General features: G+C 39.9%; 21 protein-coding genes. 13 read left to right on the top strand and 8 right to left on the bottom strand.

What is annotated here, in order from left to right:
* Positions 1 to 161: 161 nt before the first annotated feature.
* Positions 162 to 2,840 carry a hypothetical protein gene (locus ACWIUO_RS02055; protein ID WP_454176280.1) on the bottom strand — a complete coding sequence of 893 codons (2,679 nt, stop codon included), beginning with the start codon at positions 2,838 to 2,840 and terminating at the stop codon, positions 162 to 164.
* Positions 2,841 to 2,894: 54 nt separating this feature from the next.
* Entirely contained in the window at positions 2,895 to 4,253 is a 1,359-nt protein-coding gene (locus ACWIUO_RS02050) for an MFS transporter (RefSeq protein ID WP_454176279.1), read from the bottom strand.
* Positions 4,254 to 4,370: 117 nt separating this feature from the next.
* Here ACWIUO_RS02050 and rdgB point away from each other — a divergent pair, with 117 nt between their 5' ends.
* Both rdgB and cutA read left to right on the top strand, forming a co-directional pair.
* Positions 4,371 to 5,012 carry an RdgB/HAM1 family non-canonical purine NTP pyrophosphatase gene (gene rdgB / locus ACWIUO_RS02045; protein WP_454176278.1) on the top strand — a complete coding sequence of 214 codons (642 nt, stop codon included), beginning with the start codon at positions 4,371 to 4,373 and terminating at the stop codon, positions 5,010 to 5,012.
* A gap of 304 nt (positions 5,013 to 5,316) precedes the next feature.
* Positions 5,317 to 5,667 carry a divalent-cation tolerance protein CutA gene (gene cutA / locus ACWIUO_RS02040; protein ID WP_454176277.1) on the top strand — a complete coding sequence of 117 codons (351 nt, stop codon included), beginning with the start codon at positions 5,317 to 5,319 and terminating at the stop codon, positions 5,665 to 5,667.
* 63 nt (positions 5,668 to 5,730) lie between these two features.
* Here cutA and ACWIUO_RS02035 read toward each other — a convergent pair whose 3' ends face one another.
* Complete coding sequence (locus tag ACWIUO_RS02035) at positions 5,731 to 7,446, bottom strand: nicotinate phosphoribosyltransferase (RefSeq protein WP_454176276.1); 1,716 nt, start codon at positions 7,444 to 7,446, stop codon at positions 5,731 to 5,733.
* Positions 7,447 to 7,767: 321 nt separating this feature from the next.
* On the opposite strand from ACWIUO_RS02035, the gene ACWIUO_RS02030 reads away from it, so the two are divergent.
* From ACWIUO_RS02030 to nspC, 5 genes are all read left to right on the top strand, one after another.
* Positions 7,768 to 8,373, top strand: coding sequence for a superoxide dismutase family protein (locus tag ACWIUO_RS02030; RefSeq protein ID WP_454176275.1), 606 nt, complete (start codon positions 7,768 to 7,770; stop codon positions 8,371 to 8,373).
* A 33-nt stretch (positions 8,374 to 8,406) separates the two neighbouring features.
* The gene (locus ACWIUO_RS02025; RefSeq protein WP_454176274.1) at positions 8,407 to 8,889 is read left to right on the top strand and encodes a MerR family transcriptional regulator; all 483 of its coding nucleotides are present in this window, start codon (positions 8,407 to 8,409) and stop codon (positions 8,887 to 8,889) included.
* 189 nt (positions 8,890 to 9,078) lie between these two features.
* Entirely contained in the window at positions 9,079 to 10,284 is a 1,206-nt protein-coding gene (locus ACWIUO_RS02020) for an LL-diaminopimelate aminotransferase (RefSeq protein WP_454176273.1), read from the top strand.
* Between the two features lie 192 nt (positions 10,285 to 10,476).
* Positions 10,477 to 11,433, top strand: a complete 957-nt coding sequence (locus ACWIUO_RS02015; protein ID WP_454176272.1) for a chemotaxis protein CheW — start codon at positions 10,477 to 10,479, stop codon at positions 11,431 to 11,433.
* A gap of 138 nt (positions 11,434 to 11,571) precedes the next feature.
* Complete coding sequence (gene nspC / locus ACWIUO_RS02010; protein WP_454176271.1) at positions 11,572 to 12,885, top strand: carboxynorspermidine decarboxylase; 1,314 nt, start codon at positions 11,572 to 11,574, stop codon at positions 12,883 to 12,885.
* Between the two features lie 570 nt (positions 12,886 to 13,455).
* Here the strand turns inward: nspC and ACWIUO_RS02005 are convergent.
* From ACWIUO_RS02005 to ACWIUO_RS01995, 3 genes are all read right to left on the bottom strand, one after another.
* Complete coding sequence (locus ACWIUO_RS02005) at positions 13,456 to 13,830, bottom strand: hypothetical protein (protein ID WP_454176270.1); 375 nt, start codon at positions 13,828 to 13,830, stop codon at positions 13,456 to 13,458.
* A 328-nt stretch (positions 13,831 to 14,158) separates the two neighbouring features.
* Positions 14,159 to 14,386: a hypothetical protein gene (locus tag ACWIUO_RS02000; protein WP_454176269.1), complete on the bottom strand. Its 228-nt coding sequence runs from the start codon at positions 14,384 to 14,386 to the stop codon at positions 14,159 to 14,161.
* Between the two features lie 240 nt (positions 14,387 to 14,626).
* The gene (locus tag ACWIUO_RS01995) at positions 14,627 to 16,648 is read right to left on the bottom strand and encodes a Na/Pi cotransporter family protein (RefSeq protein ID WP_454176268.1); all 2,022 of its coding nucleotides are present in this window, start codon (positions 16,646 to 16,648) and stop codon (positions 14,627 to 14,629) included.
* Between the two features lie 648 nt (positions 16,649 to 17,296).
* Here ACWIUO_RS01995 and ACWIUO_RS01990 point away from each other — a divergent pair.
* Entirely contained in the window at positions 17,297 to 17,464 is a 168-nt protein-coding gene (locus ACWIUO_RS01990; protein ID WP_454151236.1) for a dihydroneopterin aldolase, read from the top strand.
* 12 nt (positions 17,465 to 17,476) lie between these two features.
* Complete coding sequence (locus tag ACWIUO_RS01985; RefSeq protein WP_454176267.1) at positions 17,477 to 19,132, top strand: disulfide bond formation protein B; 1,656 nt, start codon at positions 17,477 to 17,479, stop codon at positions 19,130 to 19,132.
* 105 nt (positions 19,133 to 19,237) lie between these two features.
* Here the strand turns inward: ACWIUO_RS01985 and ACWIUO_RS01980 are convergent, their stop codons facing one another.
* Positions 19,238 to 19,384 carry a hypothetical protein gene (locus ACWIUO_RS01980; protein ID WP_454176266.1) on the bottom strand — a complete coding sequence of 49 codons (147 nt, stop codon included), beginning with the start codon at positions 19,382 to 19,384 and terminating at the stop codon, positions 19,238 to 19,240.
* Between the two features lie 314 nt (positions 19,385 to 19,698).
* On the opposite strand from ACWIUO_RS01980, the gene ACWIUO_RS01975 reads away from it, so the two are divergent.
* The 4 genes from ACWIUO_RS01975 to ACWIUO_RS01960 all read left to right on the top strand — a co-directional run bounded on the left by ACWIUO_RS01975 (position 19,699) and on the right by ACWIUO_RS01960 (position 22,502).
* Positions 19,699 to 20,328: a class II aldolase/adducin family protein gene (locus tag ACWIUO_RS01975; protein WP_454176265.1), complete on the top strand. Its 630-nt coding sequence runs from the start codon at positions 19,699 to 19,701 to the stop codon at positions 20,326 to 20,328.
* A gap of 192 nt (positions 20,329 to 20,520) precedes the next feature.
* Complete coding sequence (locus ACWIUO_RS01970; protein WP_454176264.1) at positions 20,521 to 21,282, top strand: ThiF family adenylyltransferase; 762 nt, start codon at positions 20,521 to 20,523, stop codon at positions 21,280 to 21,282.
* Positions 21,246 to 21,548 carry a hypothetical protein gene (locus ACWIUO_RS01965; protein ID WP_454176263.1) on the top strand — a complete coding sequence of 101 codons (303 nt, stop codon included), beginning with the start codon at positions 21,246 to 21,248 and terminating at the stop codon, positions 21,546 to 21,548. The genes ACWIUO_RS01970 and ACWIUO_RS01965 overlap by 37 nt, the downstream gene beginning before the upstream one ends.
* A gap of 3 nt (positions 21,549 to 21,551) precedes the next feature.
* Positions 21,552 to 22,502, top strand: a complete 951-nt coding sequence (locus ACWIUO_RS01960; RefSeq protein WP_454176262.1) for a carbon-nitrogen hydrolase — start codon at positions 21,552 to 21,554, stop codon at positions 22,500 to 22,502.
* Positions 22,503 to 22,675: 173 nt separating this feature from the next.
* On the opposite strand, the gene ACWIUO_RS01955 is transcribed toward ACWIUO_RS01960, so the two are convergent.
* Entirely contained in the window at positions 22,676 to 25,639 is a 2,964-nt protein-coding gene (locus ACWIUO_RS01955; protein ID WP_454176261.1) for a TonB-dependent receptor plug domain-containing protein, read from the bottom strand.
* Positions 25,640 to 25,879 lie beyond the last annotated feature (240 nt).

Raw genomic sequence — 25,879 nt, 5'->3', positions numbered from 1 at the left:
GCCTAAATCTCGCCTAAAATCTGCGTGCAATCAAAATCACCAAAAAAGTCCTGTGCGACTTTGTTTTTTAGCTCTTCTTCGGGTATGGTTAAATCATACATTTTTGTCCTTTTGTTGGTTGGTTGTTTTGTAGTTTAGATTTTGCCAAAATCTAATTTAAGTCATTCTAGCAAAAATTCGTATTCATAGATTTTGGGCTGTATTTTTGTGGCTAAATCATTTAGGGCTAGGCGCAAGTTTGCTAGTAAATCGTTATAATGAGAATCCTCGCTTTTTGCGTTTAGCTTGCCCTGCTTGCCGTTTTTAGATTCTGCCCGTCCTTGAAAATACTCTTTTATGTCATACAAACTTGCGTCATTTAGGTATTTCTCGCTAGATTTTGCCTGCGCGTGATAATATCGCCATAGCTCTAATCCTGCTTTGAAAACTGCTTGTGCCTCGCTTGAAAATATGATTTTTTCATTTGGGACAAAGCAGTCAAGAAGTGTCCCATTTTTGACTTTGCCCTCCATAAATCGCACCATAAAATCGCTTCTAAATGCTTCTTTTGCGCCGACTTCTTGCTCGCTAAATGGGATAAAGTGGTTTATGGATTTTAACCCACCCCCTTTATCCCCCTCCGCAAGGGAGGGGGAATTTTTGGTAGAATCTACACGCGCAAGGGAGGGGGAGATAGAGAAAGCCCCTCCCCTTGCGGGAGGGGTTTGGGGTGGGGTATTTATCGCAAGGGAGGGGGAGAGATTTGCGCTAATGCGATTTTGGGAGTGAAAGAGTGCGTAGACTAGGCAATCGTTGTGAAATTCTGTGTCCTGTCGCCATTTATTTTTGGGAAACAAAAATTGGTCTCTGTCATTTATCCACGATGATTTTATGACTTTACGCACGGCGAAATATACACAAAATGGAATCAAATTGTATTTTGTCATCGCAAAGCAATATCGCTCTTGTTGTTTTGATAAAAATGCTAATTGCGTGTTGTGCTGAAAATCTGGCGAAGCACTAACCATCAAGCCTATCGTATCGCTGATACTTTCAAATTTCACTATCCATTTATTTATGCTTTTTGGTAGATTTGCATAAAAATTCTTTTTGCCGATGCGTTTATTATTTTCATCAAAAATATTCACTTTGACTTTTTTAAATTCGATTTTTTCGCTTAGATTCCACACCAAAAATCCGATAGGAAAATCGCCATTTACATTATCAAAAGTCCAAGCTGGAATAATAAAACCCTTTAAAAATTTTGCCCTAAAAGTTTGGCGAAATTTTATAAAATTTGTAGAATTGACATATTTTAGCGTAGAAAAACTCCCCAAAATGCAGTTTGGAATCTCTTTATAAATTCGCATAAAAAACTGCGCAAAAAGCTCATTATTTGCCTTGCCTAACTCATCTTTATATCGCTCACAAATCATATTTTCTCGTGCGACTTTTGCTTTATTTTTACCCGTTCCTGCGGGAGTTTTGCCCGAAGTCGCCTCCGCATAGGGCGGGTTGATAAAAATCACTAGCTTTTGTCTTTTTGACTCATCTAGCAAAATCTCTTGCAATCGCTTAGGGAGTTTAGATTCTGCTAAAATCTTGCCGTTTTTATCTATCGTGTCAAAAAACTCATCATTTAAAAAATCAAATTGAAAAATATGATTTTCTAGCAGGGCTAATCTATCATCTCTATGCGCGGTAGAATCGCTTTTGTTTAGCTCTTTTATTATCAGCACATCGCTTAAATCAATCGTGCTAGCAAAAATATTTCGCGCATTGCTTAATCCTGCAAGTAGATTCCCCGTCCCTGCGGCACAATCCCAAATATAATACTGCTCTTGCCAATCCTCACCAAGCGCATCTGCTAAATATTCCTGCGCCTTTGCTACCCACACACGCGGGGTAAAAAACGCCCCCTTGCGCTCTCTAATATCTTCAGGCGAGAGTTTATCGCGCCGCTCATAGATTTTGTCCCAAAATTCCTCTTTTGGCGGGCGTTTGTAGCGATTCCAAAACCTTGTGTGGATTTTGTTGTCATCATCGATAAATGTGATATTTTGCGTATTCCAATCAAAAAGCCCTTTATCGATTTTTATGTTGTAGTGGAGTTTTTCTTTGTTGTCCTCTAGCCGTTTGGTTAGCAAGATTCGCAGATTTTCATTTATCGTTGTGTTGTCTTTGCTTAGACAATCAGCCAAGAAAAAATCACTCTCAACAGCGATTAGATTTTCTCTAGCTTTTTTCCACACGCTTGAGTTTAGGTTTATGGTGGGCAAGACGATTCTAGCCCATTGCAAATACACAGAATCAAAGTTTTCCAAATCGATTTCGATTGGGTTGTGCTTGCCTTTTGCTACGGAGTTTTTGATAAAATCTTGCAATTCTTTTGTATCTTTTGCATACTCAAAAATCACGCTTTTTTCCTGCAAAATCCCCCCTGCAATGTCTTGCATTCTAGCAAAATCTAAGCTCGCATAATCGCTAGGCGTGATAGAAGTCCAATCAAAATCATTTCTAGCGATAAAATCTTTGACATATTTGTAGGGCAAAAACGCGATTTTCTCCGCATCAAATGCGCAGATAAATTCTGGGATATTGTGGATTCTATGGAGTTGGTTTGCACCGATGGTTAAAATAAGCTGGATAAGGCTTTTTATAATGTCGCTATCATTGCCCCTCTTTGCCTCTGCCCACAGCGCGTAGATTTTGGGGAAAAGCGTGTGATAATCCTCGCTATCTGGCTCTTTTAGCGTGATTGCAAAATCGATTCTATCTAATGGCTCATAATCAAAATCACTAAAAAAGTCATTTGCTACGCGCTGTTTTAGGGATTCTTCTTGCAAATCTAGCGGATACATTTTTGCCCTTTTTGTGTTTTTTGTGCGTTTTAGATTTTCAAAATCAATCTAGCATTATCGTATGGATTGTGAATACAAAATACTATCAGCAAGCCCTTTTGCGTGGGCTTCATCTAGTATCTTTGCATCGTATTTGACAATGATAATCCCCTCGCTTTTGTTTGCGTAAGTTTCTATGATGCCCTCTTGCGCGCTTAGCCTAGCTAGGCTATCTAGGGGGTAGGATTCTAATTGTAAGTAGAGATTTTTTTGCTTTGTTGGATTATCTAGCCAATAAAGCGCAAAAAGCCACAAAACACATATTATCGCCACAGCTAGCCCAAGCTCTATTATCCCAAGCGCGTGGTATAAAATCCCCCCTAGCACTCCCCCCACAAATGAACCTATGTAATTAAATGTCGTAAAAACCCCTAGCGCACTTCCGCGATTATAGGCTTTGGCATACTTGCTTGTGAGGGATTGCATTATAGGCTCTAATGTCGCAAATCCTAAAAAAAACAGCACGATTCCACCGATAAATAACGCTAAGATTTTGCTATGCGCTCCATACGCGATAGCCACATAAGAGAGGGCAAAAAATGCGATACCATAGCCCATCACTAGCTTTGCTCTGCCGTATTTCTCTGCCAAAATGCTAGCAGGTGCAAGCGCAAATATGGCTAAAATCGCAGCGGGCGTGTAGATTTTCCACAAATCCTCTTTGCCCATCTGCGCGATAGAGGCTAGCTCCTCCACAAACACAAGCGGAATCACTACAAAAATAAGCGTCATAAATGCTTTTTGCAAAAATGAACTAAGATTCATAATGGCTAGATTTTTGTTTGTGAGAATCCGCTTGCTTGGGGATTGCTCGTAGGAATATATGATTTTAGGCGTATTTGGCACGCAAAATCCCAAAAGTAGCATAGATACAAAAGTCAAAACCGCCGTAATCGCAAAAAGCCACTCACAGCCAAAATGCCCGCCAATAAGCGGACCCAAAAGCATAGCCAAAATAAAACTTGCAAAGATTCCGCCGCCCATTATCGCCATAGCCTGCGTGCGCTTCTCTTCGCGCACAAAATCCGTAATCTGCGCACTCACCACACCGCCAATCGCCCCAGCCCCCTGCACAAGCCTCCCTATGATAAGCATCTCTATACTATTAGCCAACGCACAAATCACGCTCCCCACCAAAAAAATAAAAAGCCCAGCCATAACGACTTTTTTTCTATCGATTTTATCGCTTAAGATTCCAAATGGAGTTTGGAACAAAATTTGCGTAAGGTAAGCACCGCCAACTGCTAGCCCCAGTAGCAAAGCAGAGGTATCGCCAAAATCTTGGACATACAGCGCAATCACGGGCAACACAATAAAAAGCCCAAAAAATCGCAAGCAAACAACAAGGCTTAATGGCAAAATCGCTTTTAGCATAAGTTATCCTTAAAATGTGAGTATAAAAGGGGTAGGCATAAAAACTGCTAATTGTAGCAAAAAACAAAAATCATCACGCAAAATCATTTACGATTTAGCACAAAATGGGAGCAAAAAATGTTTAAATTTATAATCGCTAGCAACAATGAAGGCAAAATCCGCGAACTCCGCACAATGCTAAGTGGCTTTGGCGAAGTGATGAGCCAAAAGCAAGCGCACATTTCCCTAGAGCCAGCCGAAAATGGCAACTCTTTCAAGCAAAACGCGCTCATCAAAGCAAAAAGCATTTACAACACATTGCCCCAAGAGAAAAAAAATACCTTTATCGTAGCCGATGATAGCGGAATCTGCGTGGAGGCATTAGATGGAAAACCCGGGATTTTTAGTGCTAGATATGCTAGCCCAAATAGCAAAAAAAATGCAAACGATGAAGCAAATCGCTACAAACTAATCTCTGAACTAAAAAAACAAAAACTAGCAGAATCTAGCGCGAAATTTGTCGCTTGCGTAGCACTTGTAGGCGAGGGAGCGCACGGAGAGAGGGTGGAGTTTTGCGCTATGGGCGAGTGTGAGGGCAAAGTAATCGCTCAAGAGAGGGGCAAAAATGGCTTTGGATATGATAGCGTGTTTATCCCAAAAGGCTTTGATACCACGCTAGCAGAAGTCGCCCCAGAAGTCAAAAACACGCTATCGCATAGACGCAAGGCATTGGAGCAAATCAAAGAATTTTTGGAGCTTTTTGAACCGATGATAACTTAAAAATCGCTTGAAATTGGCTTGAAATTGGCTTTGAAGGTAACTTGAAAATGGCTTGAAAATGGCTTGAGAATAACTTAAGATTGGCTTAAAAAATATTGCCGTCATTGCGAGATTCTGCGATTTTGTAAAAATCGCAAAATCTCGCAATCCAAAATCGTGGCAATCTATGTTTTTTATCGCGGCTTTTTTTGGGATACTTCGCTAACTTTTATTTGCTTAGTATGACAAGTATTTATCGTTGTGAGCGCGTTTTCCAAAATCTACAAAATTCCCCACGCTTGCATACAAAAAATAAGGAAAAACAATGCAAAAAACACCAAATCTACCAAAATCTAGCAAAACCCCACCATTCATCGCTATCCAAACCACAACCCCCACCAAAAAAGAAGCCATAAAAATCGCAAAATACCTGCTAAAAAAGCGACTTTGTGCCTGCATACAAATCCGCAAAATCACAAGCCTCTATCAATGGCAACAACGAATTTGCAAAGACAAAGAATACCTTTTGCAAATAAAAGCACGCAAAAAAGACTTTGATGCGCTAGCATTTTATATCCATAAAATCCACTCATACAATATCCCCCAAATCATAGCCCTGCCGATAGAATCCATAAGCGAGCCTTATCAAAAATGGCTAGATGATAGCATAAAATAAGATTTGATTTTATCGCTAGATTTTGCGGTTTGATTTTTTAATGTATTTTTGCAAGCACAAAATCTAATGAGATTTTTTTGCCAAAAGTGCTTCGCGCAATGTGCGGAGTTTTTGGCTTAGTCGCACTTCGTATATGGGAGTTTGCGAAGTTTGTGGATTTTGCAGATTTCGTATTTTTTGCTGATTTTTTGAAGTCTCAAAATCTTGCGTGGCTTTGGTGTCTTTGTTAGGCGTTTGATTTTGGTTGTTTGGTTGGCATTGTGGATTTTGGATTTGTTTTAGATTTTCATTTAGTTTGCCAACCTCATCTTTTGTATATGCGCGGATTTGGCTTAGAGTGGGCTTTTTATACACACATACGCCGTTTTTAAAATACGGGATATGAAGCTCTTTTGAAATTAGATTTTTGCTTGCTAGATTTTCATCACTTTTGTCTAAATCCTCATCATACAAATACAGCTTATCAAACGCCGCCTTGCCACTTTTAGCGTCAAAAAATCGATATAGTTTTTTAAAATGTGGGAGGCTTATTTTGCTTGCTTCTTCGCTGATTTTTATCGTGGGGATTATCTCTTTTTGTCCATTTTTGTCTTGCTCTTTTGCTACGAGTTTATACACACAGCCAAGCACAGGCGCGCTTTTTGCCGTGATAAGTCGCTCTCCTACGCCAAATGCGTCAATGCACGCGCCATCTTGCAAAATCTGTTTGATTTTGATTTCATCTAGCGCACCGCTAGCCACGATTTTTGCCTCTTTTAGCCCCGCGCTATCAAGCCTTTTTCGTATCTCTTTTGATAGCGCGCACAAATCACCAGAATCAATCCTAACGCCATAATTTTTCGCGCTATTTTTTGTGGATTTTAGTAGCTCTTTTAGCGCGATTATGGCGTTTTGTATCCCGCTATGGAGGCTATCATAAGTATCGATTAGCAAAATCGCGTTGTTTGGATACATTTTGCAATATTGCCTAAACGCTTCTAGCTCACTCTCATAAGCCTGCACCCAGCTATGTGCCATAGTCCCTGCGACTTTTATGCCATAGATTTTGCCTGCTAGCGTGCAAGCGGTGGCTTCTACACCGCCGATATATGCAGCCCTAGCACCATTTAGCGCAGCATCGATTCCCTGCGCCCTACGCGAGCCAAACTCCAAAATCGCCCTTTGTTTGATTGCACCTTGCAAGTGCTTATTTTGAGTGTTTGGAGTGGTTTGCGCGGCGCGGACAATACGATTTGTCTTAGTAGCGATAAGGCTTTGATGATTTAGGGCTAGCAAGATAAAAGTCTCTAAAATCTGTGCTTCACTAGCCTTTGCCCTCACGGTCAAAATCGGCTCATTTGCAAACACCACTTCCCCTTCCCTCACGCCATAAATATCCCCGCTAAATTTAAACTCCGATAAATACGCCAAAAAATCGGGGCTAAATAGATTTTGCACGCGCAAAAACTCCAAATCCTGCTGACTAAATTGCAAGTTATTGATAAAATCCACAATGCTATCTTGCCCGCTTGCAATCACAAATCCGCCATTATCAGGCACAGAGCGAAAAAACACATCAAAATAACAAATGGTATCTTTTAAGCTAGATTTTCGGTAGCCATTGCTCATCAAAAATTCATAAAAATCGCACATTAGCGCAAGATTTTTTTCTCTAAAAATGGTTTTTGTGTAGTGATTTTGCGTGCTTTGTGGCAAGTCTTGTGCGGTGTTTTTTGAAGTGTTATTTGTGGGAAAATCTAAAAAAGAAGTTTGGGAGGAATCTTGCATTGTTTGCCCCATTTTATGCCTTTAGCGTTTGTATGCAGATATTTTGTGCGATATTTTTGCGCAAAATCTAAAATCTAAAAATCTAAAGCTAGCTTAAAATCTATAATAAAAATCCATAAAAAATGTAAAAATTGGCGTGTATTATAGCTAGATTTTTGCAAATTATATTTGCAAATTAGATTTAGATTTTGCATTAAGCCCTGCTACACATTTACAACATAATTTGCGATAAAATCTATGCCAAAATAACAAAATGTAACCAAAATCTTATAAAATCTTACGCGCATTATGCGTTTAGGCATTTGTGCGAAAATCTTAAAAAAAGGACTTCAAATGAAAAACACTACAAAAAAACTTAGCAAATCCCTACCAAAAATCCCAAAAACTGCTCATATCTCAAAAATCGCTTGTGGGATTTTGGGTAGCTGTGCGCTTGCAGGCTCACTGCTTCTAGCACAAGAAGCGTTTGACCCAAAAGCACAAAAAAAGCATCTAGTCATCACAATGGAGATTTTGGATAATAAAGGCAACAAAAATGCTGGCGAAGTAGTCGCCGTGCAAACTCCCTATGGCGTGGCTTTTTACCCCAATCTAAAAGGACTAAAATCAGGGATTCACGGATTTCATATCCACGAAAATCCAAGCTGTGGTAGCAACGAAAAAGGGCTAGGTATGCTAGCAGGTGGGCATTATGACCCAAAGAAAACAAACAAACATTCTTTTGCGTGGGAGGACAAAGGGCATAAAGGCGATTTGCCCGCGCTATATGTCGATAAAGACGGCACTGCGACAAACCCCGTGCTAGCACCCAAAATCAAAAATTTAAATGAAATCAAAAACCGCTCGCTTATGATTCATCTAGGCGGGGACAATCATAGCGACCACCCTGCGCCACTTGGCGGTGGTGGGGCAAGAATAGCGTGCGGAGTAATCAAATAAAATCAAAAACGCAAAAATCTAAAAAGGGACAATATGGCATACACCATCAAAGAAGTAGAGGAAAAAACGGGGATTTCAAGCCATACGCTACGATTTTGGGCTAAAAATCAGCTGTTTCCTTTTGTGGAGAGAGATAATAATAATGTCCGCTACTTTAGCGAGAGTGATTTGGGCTGGGTAGCGGTGGTGCATTGCCTAAGGCAAAGCGGGCTAAGCGTGGGGCAAATCAAAGAATATGTGGATTTATGCTTGCTAGGGGAGCGCACTTTTGAATCTAGGCTTGCTATTATCCAAAAACAGCGAGATGAGACGCAAAAAATCATCGCGCAATATCAAAAAGCACTTGATAAGCTAGAATCTAAAGTGGCGTTTTATGAAGATGCGATATATAAACGCGACAAAGACAAAATCCAAAGGCTAAATCCAAATCGCTTAAAAGGCTATTTTGAAAATCCGCAAAATAAACACTACAAAGGCGTAGGCGAAAATGCCGCCAAAAAGCTAGCAAGACACTAGCCAAGAATCTAACAAAGACGATAGCAAGACGCTAGCAAAATAGATTTTTTGCAAACAAACATTTTGCAAAATCAACCATAAAATCCACAAAAAATCCGCAAAATCTAAGCCCAAACGCCACAAAACAAAAAGCCAAAAACAATGCAAAAACGCAAAATCCAAACACCAAAACAAAACTAAGGAGAGAAAATGTTTGAAGAAATTGAATTTGATAGAATCAAACGATTGCCAAAATATGTCTTTGCAGCGATAAATGAAATCAAGCTAAAAATGCGACAAAATGGCGAAGATGTGATTGATTTTAGTATGGGCAATCCTGATGGGGCGACCCCGCAGCATATCATTGACAAACTTTGTGAAGCAGCAAATAAACCCAAAAATCACGGCTACTCTGCAAGCAAAGGAATCTACAAACTTCGCCTTGCTATAAGCGACACCTATAAGCGCAAATACGGGGTGAGTCTAGACCCAGAATCCCAAGTCTGCATAGCAATGGGTAGCAAAGAAGGCTTTGTGCATTTGGTGCAAGCTATCACAAATGTAGGCGACACAGCGATAGTAGCCGAGCCAGCGTATCCTATCCATTACTACGCTTTTATGCTTTCAGGCGCAAATGTAGCGACATTTGGGCTAAAATGGAATGATGACTATGAGCTAGATGAGGACGCATTTTTTGCATCGCTAAAAAAAGCACTAAAAAACACAATGCCAAAACCTAAATTTGTCGTAACCAATTTCCCACACAATCCCACGACTATTGTCGTGTATAAGAGCTTTTATGAAAAACTTGTAAAGCTAGCCAAAAAAGAGCGATTTTATATTATCAATGACATTGCGTATGCGGATTTGAGCTTTGGGGGGTATGTAGCACCGAGCATTTTTGAGGCAAAAGGCGCGATAGATGTGGCAGTTGAGACTTATACGCTATCTAAAAGCTACAATATGGCAGGGTGGCGTATCGGCTGTGTGGTGGGCAATACGAGGCTTGTAGGGGCGTTGCAAAAGATTAAGAGTTGGCTTGATTATGGAATCTACACGCCTATGCAAATCGCAGCGACAATCGCGCTAAATGGCGAGCAAGAATGCGTAAAAGAAATCGCTAGAAAATATGAGGAACGAATGGAAGTACTAATCGATAGCTTTGGAGCGGCAGGCTGGGAGATGACAAAGCCTAAGGCAAGTATGTTTATATGGGCTAGGATTCCACAAAAAGCGAGGCATTTAGGGAGTTTGGAGTTTTCTAAGCGATTGTTACAAGAGGCAAAAATCGCGGTAAGTCCGGGCATAGGATTTGGCAATCACGGCGATGAATATGTCCGCATAGCACTAATCGAAAATCGCAACAGAATCCGCCAAGCTGGCAAGAATCTAAAAGCGTTTTTGAAACAATTTTAGAGCATATTTGCGTTATTTTATGTGCTTTATGCTATGATAACAAAATCTAAAAATAGCCAATGCTAGCACGCCAAAATAAAAAATCTAGCAAATTTTGGCGATAATAAACCTCACACAAAACCACTCAAAGTAGCTTAAATACAGCTTAAAGGTAGCTTAAAAAGCAGCCTACAATGAGGAAAGGAATCTACAATGTCCAATCTTGCAAATGTCGATAAAATCACCAACCTACACAAAAATAACGAACTTCAGTTGCTTTGCTTTCGTATCGAAAAAGGCAGGGATTTATACGCGGTAAATGTATTTAAAATCCGCGAAGTTGTGAAATATCGTGGCGTGGTTACTATTGTTAGCCACGAGCCTAGCTCGCTTGTGGAGGGTTTGATTACGATTAGGGAGCTTACTATCCCGCTTATTGATATGCGCAAATGGTTTTTTTATGACGCCACCAATAAAACCAAAGATTTGCGCCCATATCGTATCAAGCAAGATGGGCAAGATGATATTGTGATGATTTGTGAGTTTTCGCGCTGGACGATAGGCGTGCGCGTATATGAAGCAGATAGAATCCTAAGCAAAAAATGGACAGAAATCGAGCAAAGCACAGGTGGGACTGCGGGCAATCCTAGCAACAAGCTAGTTTCGCGCACGCGCTATTTTGATGGGCGATTAGTCCAAGTGGTGGATATTGAAAAAATGCTTGTTGATGTATTCCCGTGGATAGACAAAGAAAAAGAGCAAGATTTAGAAAAAGTCAAAAAACTTCGCACGCACAAAGAGATTTTGCTAGCTGATGATAGCCCAAGCGTGCTAAAAACAATGCAAATAATCCTAGACAAAGTAGGCGTAATCCACCACGATTTCCCAAATGGCAGAAGGCTTTTGGATTATTTATTTGACCCAAGCACAAATGTCGAAAATATTGGAATGATTATCACGGATTTGGAGATGCCAGAGGCTAGCGGGTTTGAAGTCATAAAGCAAGTCAAAGAAAACTCTGCTACTTCAAAAATCCCTATCGTGGTAAATTCATCTATGAGTGGCTCAAGCAACGAGGATATGGCAATGTCGCTCAAAGCAAATGCGTTTATCTCAAAATCAAATCCGCTAGAAATAGAGCGAGCGATACAGGATTTGATGATAAAGTAGCAAAATCATTGTGAAAATTTTTGAGCGCAAAAAAGTCGCAAAAATTTGCGCTTGCAAAATCAAAATCTGCAAAATCCAAAAATGAATAAATAACCAAAAATAGCCAAAATAAAATCTAAAAAAAAGAGAATCCAAAAAATGCTAGATGAAAATTTTGATTATTTTGCCCTGCCCTCACCCTGCTATGTGCTAGAAAATGACAAACTAGAATCAAATCTTGCGATATTAGATTTTATCCAAAAGCAAAGCGGTGCAAAAATCTTGCTAGCACTAAAAGGCTATGCGTTTTGGCGGAAGTTTGAAAAACTACGCAAAGTCCTAGCAGGAAGCACGGCAAGCGGGATACACGAAGCTACGCTAGGGTTTGAAGAAATCGGCGGGCGCGAGAGTGGCAAAGAAATCTGCGTGTTTTCGCCCGCATATAAACCAAGCGAGATAAACGCCCTTTTATCAATCGCTACGCATATTATTTTCAACTCATTTTCTCAATGGCAGCGATACAAATCCACCATACAATCCAAAAATACAAAACTACAAAATCTAGGCTTAAGCCCCATAAGTGTGGGATTGCGACTAAACCCGCTTTTTAGCGAAGTAGAGCCTAAGATTTACAATCCGTGTGCGAGATATTCTAGGCTTGGGATTACGCCTAGCGAATTTGCAAAAGGGCTAGCAGAATTTGGGATAGATGGCAAGCTAGATGGGATAGATGGTTTGCATTTTCACACGCATTGCGAGCAGGGCGCAGACGCGCTAGAGCGGACGCTAAGACATATCGATAAACATTTCTCAAACGCTATCAAACAAATGAAATGGATAAATCTAGGTGGCGGACATCATATCACCAAAAAAGGCTATGACACAGATTTGCTTATCTCACTTATCAAAGATATAAAAGCTAAGTATGAAAATATCGAGGTTTTTTTAGAGCCCGGAGAAGCTGTGGGCTGGGAGTGTGGATTTTTGCTAGGCGAAGTGGTGGATATAGTGCATAATGAAAAGCAAATCGCTATTTTAGATGTGAGTGCTAGCGCGCATATGCCTGACTGCTTAGAGATGCCATATCGCCCCGCCGTGATAAAAATCTCTCGCAACGCAGAATCAAAATCTAAAAAAGTGCTATGCGAAGCGGACAAAGGCGAATGCCTTAGCGATATTGCCACGCAAAATGTCGCAAAACAGCACAACCAAACACAACAAAATATCGGTGGAAAATATGCCTATCGACTTGGCGGTCCTACTTGCTTGGCAGGGGATATTATCGGGGATTTTAGCTTTGATACGCCATTGCAGATAGGCGATAGAATCGCGCTTTTGGATATGCTTCACTACACGATTGTCAAAAACACGACTTTTAATGGCGTGCCCCTCCCCTCTCTAGGCGTGATAGAAAATGGTAAATTTACCCTGCTAAAATCCTTTGACTACAAAGACTACAAAGAGCGAAATTAAGGCAAAAATAACGCAAAATCAAAGTGAAATCAAAACGAAATTAAAGCAAAGTTGCAACAGAATTTAGATTTTATGTTGTTGTTGTGTTTTTTGCTAAATACTTCACTCTTTATAAAATCTAAATTTGACAAAGTTAAGTTACTATTGCAAGCAACGACTCTACCTCTGTCTTTGCGAGCAATTAGATTCTGCGTTTTTTGCAGAATCTAATGCGTGGCATTTTTGATTCTTTTTTAATTTTTATGCATGTCAAGCAAGAAGTTTTTTCTTGCTTGATTTCAAAATTTTATAGCGTTGCTACATTGCCTCGCCACAATATCAAAACACTATTTATTTCGGTAGTAAAAATATGTGAATATACACATACTAATAGCCCAAAAAATTGCCACAACAAAACTTGAAAATAGCAATTCTTTTGGGTTAGATATTTGAGATTCCATATAGCTTGTAATGCTTGCTATCGGCACATAAAAAAGGATATATGGTGCGACTAGCAGAAAGCAAAACATACACAAGAAGTAAAATATAAATACTTTAAATAATCTCATTTTCATCAATTAAACAATAATATTAGCGAATGCCTAATTTGCTACCAAGACCGCCAAATACAGCACCTCCAGCCGCACCCCATAAGCCATTGTTTATGGCATTATCCCAATTGATTGGTTGCTTATTCCACCAATCTGTCGCAATGGATTGCCCAGAACCCCAAGCAAACCCAGTCCCCATACCCCAAAAAATAGCAGGCCAAAATTCGCCTTTGGTTTCTTTTAGCTCTTCTTGAGATAAGACTTGCACATTTAGATTCTTAGCATTTTCGCCAAAAAGAAAGTTAGAATCCGCTTGCGTAAATGTTGATTCTACTTTAGAACCAACGCCATTTGCTGATAGCCCGCTAATGCCTAAAAAGGCACTCAATGTTAGTGTTGAAATGATTTTATTCATCTCAATACCTCCTTATTAAAAGATTTAGATTTTGCCACCTTTTTGCCGACTTATGTGAGAATCTATCTCAAGGTGGCGAGTCGATTATACAAAAAAAAAACAAGTCAAGTAAGTTGATTATGTTTTTCATAATTTCTTATTTTTTTTTGTGTGGATTTTTAGGAATAATGATTAGCGATTGTGCGTTTGTCATTGGTAAAAGATGGAAATTTTGTCATTGCAAGCAGTTTGAATTTTTTAGAATCAAACTGCGTAGCAATCTATCGTTATAAAATGTCAAAAACACGATTTTGACAAAAACTAATAAATATAGATTGCCACGCTTGTTTCATTCGCTCGCAATGGCGGAATGGTTGTTGTCATTGCCACGATTTTGCAACTTTTGACAAAGTCGTAAAATCTCGCAATGAAGGAATGTTTGTCGTATGACAAGAGGATAGATTGCTACGCTTAGCATAGCCACGCTCACAATGACAGAAGCAGAATCATTGCTCGCAATGACGATAAAAAGTTGAATTACCGCGCAAGTCCTGCGACTCGCTCGCAATGATCGCAAGCTTTTGCTTGCAATGACAAAGAAAATTTCGTCATTGCGAGCGAACGCTAGTTAAGCGTTAGCAATCTATCGTTATAAAATGTCAAAAACACGATTTTGACAAAAACTAATAAAATAGACTGCTACGCGGATTTTACACAAAATCTGCGTGGCAATGACAAAATCTACCCCCTTAAATCATTTACAACAAAAATCCAAATTTTGCAAATCTTGCTTATTTGTCCTTCTTATTTACAATTCTTATTTGCCTCTTTTTGTAGGCTGTTTTTTGGGAGGTTGGCTAGGTTTTTTAGTATGGTTTTTTGTCGCGCTAGGCTTTTTAGGTTTGTCCGTAGCACTCTTTTTGGTAGCATTATTTTTGCTAGAATGCTTGCTAGATTCATCGATTGCTTCTTTATCCACAGAGAGTTTTTTTAGGTATTTTTCATCTTCTGCGGGTTGCAACTTTTTCTTATCTTTTTTGCGCTTTTTGCCTATGTCGGTGTTTTTGGATAGCCCATAGATATGGTTTATCGCGCCGATTAGCTCTTTTGCGACATTGTTGATGAAAGAGAGGTCATTTAGCAGTGAAGTCCCATCTGCTGCATTTACCGCTTTTTTTGCGATTAGGGATTCGACAATGTCAAACGCCTCTCTATCTTGCATTTTAAAAAACTTCTTTTGCTCTTTTAGAAGTTTTTTCATATCTTTTCTATCCTCTTTGGGGGCTTTTTTGATGTATTCTATCATACGAAGCAGTTTCCCCAAATCAAGCCTCATATCATCATATTCTTTTTTTAGCGCGACATTGCTACCTGTGGAGTGTTTGCGCATATTTCGCTCTAGCAGTCCCACATTTTTGGTGGCTTCAGCGATTTTGCGTGAAGCGATTTGTATAGCGACAACGCGCTCAATATGCTCTTTATTTGTCGTAAAAACCTGCAACTTTGTCGAAAAATCCATAATCGCGTTAAACAAACTTTTTATCTGCGTGTTGTATAGCTCGCTTACATTTATGTCCTCTTTTAGCAAGTCTTTTTTCTTTACTAGGCTAGAAAATGCCGCAGTAGAGGAAATATCCTGCCTATGAAATCCAATCGCACGCGAAATAATCATATAGGCATTGTCATAAAGGTGCTTTACTTCGTTATTTAGCGCGCCCATCGCAGTGTCTGGGTAGGATAGCAAAATCTCGCTGATAAAAAGCGGAGTAGATACGGTTTGGGTTTTGGTATTGCTTTTTAGCAGTTTGGTAAGCAGTTTTGCCATAGCGGGGATAAAGCCGATTAAAAGCACGACTCCAAATAGATTAAATAGCGTGTGAAAAATCGCTAATCTAAGCAAGTAAGAATTGCCCTCTTCTAGTGTCTTGGCAAAGCCCATCGCATCGCCTAAAAAGTCATTTAGATTTTGAAATTGAAAGAAAAATACTGCCACAATTAGCACGGTAGTGAAATTAAACATACAATTTGCTAATGCTAATCTGCGTCCATCGACATTCGCGCTTAGAGAGGCTACAAGCGCAGTTATCACCCCTCCCACGCTCGTGCCTAGTGTCGCACTTAGCGCACCTGTGTAGCTGATTTGCTGCTCTAAAAATGCTGTGATGATGATGGCTAGGGTGGCGTGAGAGCTTTGGACAATCGAAGTGATAAGCGCGCCTAAAAGCAAAAATCCAAACACTTCTGCATAGCCTTCAAGCGTGTATTTAGACAAATCCATAACCCCGTGAAAGCTCTCAAACCCAGCCTTAATGTAAAACACACCCAAAAAGAAAAATCCAAGCCCAGCAAGGACTTTTCCTATGCCTTTGTAAGTTTTGGAGGCTTGAAAATTAAACAAAAGTCCGCCTACAATCAGAGGCAGGGCTAACGCAGAAATATTGATAGAAGAAGCCCCTACGATTAGCCACGAGCCAGCGGTGTTTCCTAGATTTGCCCCAAACATCACGCCGATACCTTGCGTAAGCCCGATAAGCGAAGCACTCACAAACGAAATCGCAAGCACAGAAACAAGGCTAGAGCTTTGCATAATAGTCGTAGCAACCGTGCCAAAAATAATGCTTTTTACGGCGTTGTTTGTGTATTTGGCTAGCACGCGCTCCAAAAATCCGCCAGAAAAAGCGCGGAATCCCTCTCCCAAAAAAAGCATACCAAATAGCAAAATCGCCACGCCCGCGCAAAGTTTGCCCACCTGCTCATTTACCGCCAAAGCATATATCACAAGTATCACAATCACTGCGAAATAATACTGCTTTATTACCCCTTGAAATCGTGCCAACATTTTCTTTTTCTCCTTTTTTGTAGCTTTTTGTCGCTATTATCACCGCGCTTTTTTGCTTATTTTTTGCACAAAATCCGCTAGATTTATGTGCTAGATTTTACAAATACTTTGCATTATATCGACTTTTGTATAAAGTATTTCTAATAAAATGCCATAAAAACTAGATATTTTACAAAGCGTTTTTGGGGCATAATTTTTAGATTTTGGGTTGCAAATTTATGTGCAAAAATTTATATGCAAGTTTATGTGCTAGATTTTGCAAAGATTCTAAAATCTAAAAAATATTTTGCTTAGATTTTGCTTTAAAATTTGCAAATGATTTTTGGATTGGCGTTTTTGGTGATTTGGGCAAAAATATAGATTTTGTGGATATTTTGCGAGGTTTTTACTAAGATTTTGCTACAAGATTTTGCACCAAAAAACAAAAAAAAAAAAAACGACAAAAAGAATCAAAAAGTGTAAATAATATTGCTATTTTTAGCTTTTTGTTGGATATACTAAAAGTGCATTTGATTTGATATATCCAATCATTTCATTAGCTTGCTTGCATTCATTATTAAAATGTAGTTGTGGATTCTTGCGTTGCTATGTGAAAAATGGTTGATTTGGATTCAGATGCAAAATCTATCCTATAAAAAAGGAGTTTGTATGGAGTTCCTAGAGTATCTCTTGGCATTCATAGCGGTTTTGCTGATTTGGTTTAAACCGCAAAAAGAACGATTGGCGTTTGGCATCATCGCTGGGGTGATTGCCTTTGATGTAGTGTTGTGGCTTGTGGCGTCTGCGGCGTCTTGGGTCCCAGGTATTACGCTGTAGTAGGAGGCTGTTATGAAAGAGTTATTTGATAAACTTCTCACAGAGAAGAACTTTAACATCGTAATGGCAACTGCCGTGCTACTTATTTTGGTAGTCCCTGTGGGTATGGCAAACCTCTACTTAGGCTTTGTCAAAGGAGAATCGCCCTGCTTGCTATGCGGACACGAGCGATTTGGTATGATTATCGTTGGGATTTTGGGGCTATTTATGGTGCGCTATGGCGTGAAAATCAAGTATATGGTAGCGGTGTTCCTCACAGGCTTTTGGTTTTTGTTTGAGGGCTTGCGACATATCGGTAACCACGCAGGACGCGATATAGGACAAGGCTTTGGCGAAGCTATGTTTGGCTTGCATACTTACACTTGGGCGTTTGTGGTGTATTGGGTTGTGATTTTGGCTATGGCTGTGATGATGCTCTTTATCCGCAAAGACAACGCGCTTGGCAAAGAGCTTCTAGATTCTGAAATTAAGATTAAAGAATTTAGCCAATATGGCAAAGCAGTGTATGCGCTCTCTGTGTTTATCGTATTTACCAATGTCGTGCAGTTTTTCATCACTAATGGACCACCTCCATTTGGCGGTCGAGGCGCACCTGCGGCTACTCGATTTACTTGGGATATTGGTTTGGCTTCTAAGTTTTGGGACCCTGTGCATTGGCACGAGAATTTCCGCCCGGGCAAGCTAAGCCTACTTGGTGGCAATCAAGGACCTAAGCCGTGGATTCCGGGTGCAAACGAAAATGAGGACTCAAACTATCCGTTTGATACTAATCCTGCTAATTCACCGATTTTAAGCCAAAATCAAACTCCACTTTCTGTGGTAGGCACAAAAGAGATTGGCATAATCCCTGAAAACTTCGCAGGCAAAAAAGGCTATGTCGGCGGTTTGGCGTATGATAAGAAAAACAACGAATTTGCCGTAGTCGGCACAGGTGGCTCTGTGTATTTCACTGATGATAATTTCAGCGAGTATAAAGAGTTTGCCGCTATCGACCAGCCAAACGGCACAGATGTCCCTATCACCGTTGATGCGACATTTTATGCACCGGGCAAACTCGTAGCCACTGCGTATAACAAAGCGATTTGGGGTGTAGAGCGTGTGGAAAGCCTAGATGAGACAGATAAACTTATCCAATGGGAGTTTTTACCACGCGTAGAGGGCAATTTGCTTCCAGCATTTGGCAAGAAAAATGAACTGCTCTACAAAAACACCAAAGGTTCGAGAATCAACATTGGCACAACAAGAGCGAAGAAAAACTATATCTTAAGCCTTGCTAAAGACCCAGATTCTCGATATGCGTATATGGTAACAGTCGCTGCCAAAAAAGCTCCAAATGTTGTGTTGCTCAAATATGACACCAAAGACAACACAATCAGCGAAGAGACGATTTTGGAATTTGGTAAAGGCTTAGAGCTAAAAGAGGGTGCGAAAGTAAGCAACTTCTACATTACAGGTGCGGACATTGTAAATGGCAAAATGCTTGCCGTGTCTAAAAACTACAATGCACTACTTGTAATCGACCTCGCTAGCAAGAGCATTACCGATGCTTATACACTCCCAAGCGTGGGTGATATAGGCGACATAGCTATCAAAGGCGATGAGCTCTACCTCCTCACACGCGAGGGCGGAGCAGACAAAGTCGCAGTGGTGAGAAACCCTCTAAAATAAGCCTAAATAGACTTATTTTAGATTTTGTAGCCTTTTATAATGCGACCTTTGCAAAAAAAATAGCTGCAAAAAATAACGCTAGATTTTGCTAGGCTAAAATCTTAATTAGATTTTAGATTTTGTGAAAAATATGCGTTTCGCGCTTTTTAGCTTTTTTAAGCAATAAAAGCGCGGATTTTGTAGCGGATTTTGCATCGGTTGCATTTTTGTCATAAATGGATTTTGCAAAAAAGCATTTATGACAAAATCCATTTATGACAACCTAGCCATTATTTCTTATCTATCAAAATATTCTACAAAAGACAACTTCACATAGCGATTTTTCTAATCTTTATAAGCTATAATACGACTTCGCATAAAAATCTAAAATCCGCAAAAATCATAAAAATCCAACAACAAAAACCAAAAAAAACCAAAAACCACAAAATCTAAAACATTACAAAACAAAAATCAACAAACAACGCATTATAAAACAAAACCCAAAAACCAAAATCAAAGAACAAAAAAGAACAAAAAATAACAAAATCCACCAAACCCACGAACAAGACTAAAATCTAGGAGAATTTATGAATATCCACATAAAACACACCGATACCAAAATCATAAATACGCTTTGCAAAGTCTCTACTTCGCTGTTTCAAAATGGGGTGTTTGGGATTTTTTATGGGAGTATTTCTGCTAGGCTTAGCAAGGAAAATTTCCTCATAAACCGCAAAGACGCCCTGCTAGATTCTATGGATTTGGATTCGTTTATGCTTTTGCACGACAAAGAGGACTACCGCTGGAAAGAAGCAAGCCTAGATAGCTATATTCACGCAAGCATTTATCGCAATTTTTTGGACGCACAATTTGTGATTTGTGCTTATGCGCCATTTGCGATTGCGTATTCGCTCAAGCGAAGCTCACTTGTGCCAAATGACTATCTAGGATACAAAGTGCTAGGCAAGCAATGTGCGATTTTAGATAGCAAGGATTATGATACATTTTATGAGAGGGCAGATGCGGATATTATCCGCTATTTTAAAACCAACAAAAGCAATTTTGTGATTGTGAAGGGGATTGGGATTTATGCTTATGGGAGAGATATAGGAGCGGTAGCAAAGCTAGTCGCCACCGCTGAACATAGCTGCAAAGTCGCTACTTTTAGCGAGGGCATAAAAGAACTCTACACTGATGAATCGCAATTTGAAGTTTGATTTTGCGATAAATTTATGACATAAGATTAGATTTTGTATTAGATTTTTTTGCATTAGATTTTGCGCTGTGTTTGTCGCAAAAATAGGGCATTTTTGCGCTATATGTGCTATAATCGCTACTTTTGTTTGCAAACTGCTTTTTTTTAAATCAAACATTAGCTTACTAGCTTACTTTAATTTTAAGGGGATAATATGACTTGCCCGATACCATTGCCATTAGAAGAGCAAATCATCTTGCAGGGTAGCACGACAAATAGATTTTCTCGCTCTAAGATTTTGTTTGGACAATATTATGAAAAAATCATAAATTCTCGCGTGTTGCTGCTTGGCACAGGCGGAGTGGGGGGATTTGTCCTAGATGCGCTATATCGCACGGGGTTAAAACATATCACTATCGTAGATAAAGACTGCTTTGATATAAGCAACCAAAATCGCCAAATCGGCTCTGAACGCGTGGGAGAGCCAAAAGTGCGCGTTTTGGAGCAAATGTATGAGGGCATAAAAGGCATACAAGAAACGCTAGATGAAAATCTAATCGAAGTGCTAGGGCTAAATAAGCAAATTATTGATTATGATTATGTAGTCGATGCGATTGATGATATAGATGCCAAAATCTTGCTTGCTAAGGCGTGCGAAAGATTGCCCTATGGGCGATATATATCCTCTATGGGCAGTGGCAAAAGGATAAATCCGCTAAATATCCGCGTAGGCAATATTTGGGCTACTCACGGGGATAAATTTGCTAGAAAATTTCGCCTGCTTCTAAAAAAAGCTGATTTTAGTGGGAATTTTAAAGTCGTATTTAGTATTGAGCACGCAAATTGCAACTTGCTAGGGAGTTTTGAGGGGGTAACGGCTAGTTTTGGATTGCAAATTGCAAGCGAGATTATCCAAGACATCATTATAAGGGAGAATCGATGTGTATCACAGCAACAAACACAAGACAACATTTAGGCAATAATGTGGATTTAGGTATGCTAGCTAAAAACTTAGATTTTGTAGATTTTGTAGATAGCATTTGTAGCCACAACGCTAAGCAATATAACTACGCAAAATCAAAATCCATAAAAGCAAAAGCAGTCTTTGATGATGAGGAAGAGGGGGGAGAGTGGAGCGATGATGAGCAGTGGGGGGAGGATTTTGATGATGATGAAATGGGCGGGTATGAGCAATATGATGATGATGACTATCAAAACCCCGATAGCGAATATGAGGAATAATCTATGCAAAAATCCCCGCAAAATCCTAGCCAAAAAGTCCTAGTAAGCGCGATTCAGCATAGTTTCAAAGGTAGCTATAAAGCCACGCAAGATTTTCTAGCACAAGAGATTTGCAAAATCGCTGATAATGCCAAAAACGCCAAAATAGATTCTAGCAAACACCACTCACACCAAAAGATTCCCCATATCATCGCTTTGCAAGAGCTGCATTCAAATCATTATTTTTGTCAAAGCGAAAATGTGGATATATTTGATTTGGCAGAATCTTTTGATGATGAAGTGGCGTTTTTTAGCGCGCTTGCTAGGCAAAATGAAGTCATTATCATCACTTCGCTGTTTGAAAAACGCGCAAAAGGGCTATATCACAACACCGCTGTGGTTTTTGAAAAAGATGGGCAAATCGCAGGAAAATATCGCAAAATGCACATACCCGATGACCCTAGCTTTTATGAGAAATTTTACTTTACGCAGGGGGATTTGGGGTTTGAGCCTATCAAGACAAGTGCGGGCAGAGTAGGCGTGCTAGTGTGCTGGGACCAGTGGTATCCTGAAGCGGCGCGGATAATGGCACTAAAAGGGGCTGATATGCTTTTTTATCCCACTGCGATTGGATATACCCCTAGCGATGATGCGCAAGAAAAGGCTAGGCAACTAGGGGCGTGGCAGATGATTCAAAGAGCGCATAGCATAGCAAACGCTCTGCCGACAATCGCTATAAATCGCGTGGGTTTTGAGCCTGATACAAGCGGTGTGGGCGAGGGGATAGAATTTTGGGGGCATAGCTTTATAAGCGGTGCGCAAGGCGAGATATTAGCCGAGCTAGACGACAAAGAGGGGATTTTAGAATGCGAGGTGGATTTGTCGCGCACCCAAGATGTCCGCAGAATCTGGCCATTTTTGCGCGATAGGCGAATCGATGCGTATAAGCCGATTTTGAAGCGATTTTGTGATTAGAGTTATAAATCTTGTGTGAGTGATTTTATAAAAGATTTTGCGATTAGTTTGCAAGCTAAATTTGTGTTTGGTAAATTTTAGAATCTATTTAGATTTTGCGTTTCTAAATGTCAAGCACAAAAAACGCCAAACGCAAGCCCAAACACATATTGCAAACACGCATTTTGTAAAATCTAAAACTTATACCCCACTTGTAGCCAAAACTGCCTGCCGACTTCATACACAGGCACTGCCGTAGTCCCCGCACTCGCACTATAAGACGCCGAAGCAATAGCAAGATTTTTAGCATCTAGCACATTATAAATATCCACATTTGCATACAAGGTATTATCTTTCCACACATTGACTTCAAAACCTAGCCGAATATCCCAAGTAAATGCCCCTTTTATACGAAGCGGGCGAAATGTATCCACATACACGCCATCTACTTTATCAGGTTGCGGTCGGCTATTATTCCCACCATAGCTTGCGGGCGTGCTCGCCATAGCAAGGTAGCTACTTCTATACCGAAAGAAGTTATTAAGTAGCCACTTTGTGCGTCCAATGCTAAAGCTATGCGTGGTATTTAGCCGTATCGTGTAAGGGCGGATAAAGTTCTCCGCAGGTTTATCTGCGTAGCGGATTATTTGCCCATTCCAGCTTATCCATTGATTTGCTAGCTCCAAATTTGTAAGCGTATCGGTATAATCCGTGTAGTTTCGCCTCACATTTGTCCAATCAAAAGCAAATAACGCATTATGCTTTATGCCTAAAATCTCTAGCGGTGCGTTATTTTGCAAAGTAATTGTGATGACATTTGTCGTGGATTTGCCCTCATTTGTGTATATGTAATAATTGCTTTGATACGCAGAATCTGCAGGCAATCCACTCACATTGCTCGTGCTTCTGCGCACTTCATCTTTGCCTAGACGATAGATATATTTTACCCCTAGTGTGAAATGCTGTATTTGTTGAGCCACTCCAGCCATAAACTCATCGACATAGGGGACTTTGAGTTGGTTAAATTTGGTTTGGTTTTGCCCCACTTGATATACGCAGTTGTAGCTATAATCAGCTGTTGTGGGGTCGCATACATTGCCTGTGGCAAAATGCTCCGCCAAAATATCATCAAAACTTTTATCAGGTCCGCTTCTTGTGATATATTTTAGCAATGTATTCATACCATCAGCGAGCGCGTAAGCAAAGATATTGCGCCCATAGTAGCGATTTGCCCCCGCTGTGATTTGTGTTTTAAATTCTGAAAGTGCGGGGGTAATGTAGTTTAGACTAAAACGCGGAGCAAAGGTAACCTTTCCCATATAGCTATCTGTATCGGTGCGTATGCCAAACCTAGCATTTAGCTCGCCTAGATTCCCTATGGGTAGATTTATATCATCTTCTACAAACACCGCTCCCAACACATTATCTAATCCCACTCCCCCTTTTAATAATGCCCTAGAGCCTGTTACCCATTGCCCATATTCCCAAGTCTGCGTGTTGTAGCCATTGACTTGTATTGTGCCATCGCTTATGCCAAAATCTTGCAATGAACTTACGCGGTAACTATCATATTGACTCTCCCCTTTTGAAGCATCAGCTGCAGCATACTTCCTACTAGCATTTGTATAGACATAAGTTGTTTTTGTGGTATCACACCATTCCATATCTGTATTTAAGCAAGATTGTTGCATTTGCGCATTCATAGGGCGTGGGGAATGTGAGCTAGCATAATATAATCTAGGATTAGAGTTTTGGACATATTGATAAGCGATTTCTGCACCAAGTGAAAATCTATGCGTGGTTTTTAGCACTTCAAATTCTCTAAAATCTTGCACGATTTTATTGTTTAGTGTGTGCTGTGTAGAGTGATATGGAGCGTGTCCCCCCTGCCTTACGCTCCCCCAAGTATAATCCCAATTTTTTGCCTCACTCATATACCAAAACTGATGATTTGTATAGCCTATTGTCTCTGTGGAATTTTGCATATATGAGTAGCTTAGTGTGTTTGTAAGTGTGCCTAAAGCATTATCCCAAGTTGTTTTGAGCCCTGCTTGATGTCCTCCCAAAATGGAAGTATAAAAATTATCCCTTGTCCCTGATATAAAATATGTATTATTTTGTGGTGCGTAAGAATAAGTAAATTCTGCCCTAACATTTGGGCTAAAATCATAATAGGCTTTGAAAAAATAGTTGTATGATTGGCGATTTTGATTTTGCTTTTTTGGCGTTATGCCACCCGCCTCTAAGTAGCTAAGAGAATTATACCAAAGCGGGATAAAACTAAGCGTGCTAGAAAAACTTGCTAGCACACCAAATCGCTCATTTATTTTAGATTCTACGCTTGCACGGATTAGGTGCTTGGTAAAAATGGGCTGATTTGATTCGCTACTAGAATTGATAAAATTTGAGAGTTGCGTATCTGTGGTCGCGTTTATATGGTAATTGGTAAGAGAGAATTTGCTAGGGTCGGCGTTGCCCTGCGTGAATTGATAAGAAAAATTTGCGCCGTATTTTTTGCTAGGACGCCGTGTGTTTGCCTCCACTACACCACCTGTGAAACCACCATAAGAAGCAGAAATATTAGAATCTTGCACTGTGATAGATTCTAGCAAACTCGTGTCGATATTTAGCCCTTGAGATTGTCCCTTTGCCCCACCATAATAGCCCGTAGTCCCCATAGGATTTATATCATTATTCATATTCATTCCATCAAGTTGGAAGTTGTTTTGATAATGCAATCCACCGCTAATGCTGATTTTCGCAGGGTCGATTTCACCCGGCGTGGTGCTTCGTTGCTGTGCTATGTCGTATTGGACATTTGGCAATATTCTTAAAATGCTTGTAATATCCCCATTGCCACTAGGGTTAGAATCTAGCATTTCGCGATTGATTTTGCCCGCACTGCTTTGGTAAGCTTGCAATTCTTTGTCGTGCGGGTCGCTAAACCCCTTTGCCACCACCTTGCCTAAATCCTTAGATTCTAGCCCATCGATATAGTCTTTTTTGGATTTTGCTCGCTCGCTAGATTCTTGTATCTGCGCTTGCGTAAAATCACAAAATGCTAGAAAAATACTCGCGCCACTTGTTAGGATTTTGCCTGTTATAGACATTTTTGCGTTTTTTCGCACGCTAGTCAATCTTTGTCCCTTATCATTCATTTTTTTTACCTTTAAAATATAGTTGATTTGTAAAAATTTTACTTTTGGATAATACAAAAAAAAAACAACCTGCAAAAAAGATAATGAGAAATCATTTTATCATAATGGTTTATATTTTGATAAAAGCTCGGTAAAATCGTGCTTTTATAGATTTTGTTATTTTTATCGACTTATAAAAACACGCTCAAAATGCGCACAAATGCACAAAGCAAAAAATGTAAAGAATCGTAACAAAAACAA

The sequence above is a fragment of the Helicobacter sp. T3_23-1056 genome (assembly GCF_053654535.1).
The sequence above is the reverse complement of the archived record's forward strand: the minus strand, read 5'-3'. Positions and strand labels throughout refer to the sequence as shown.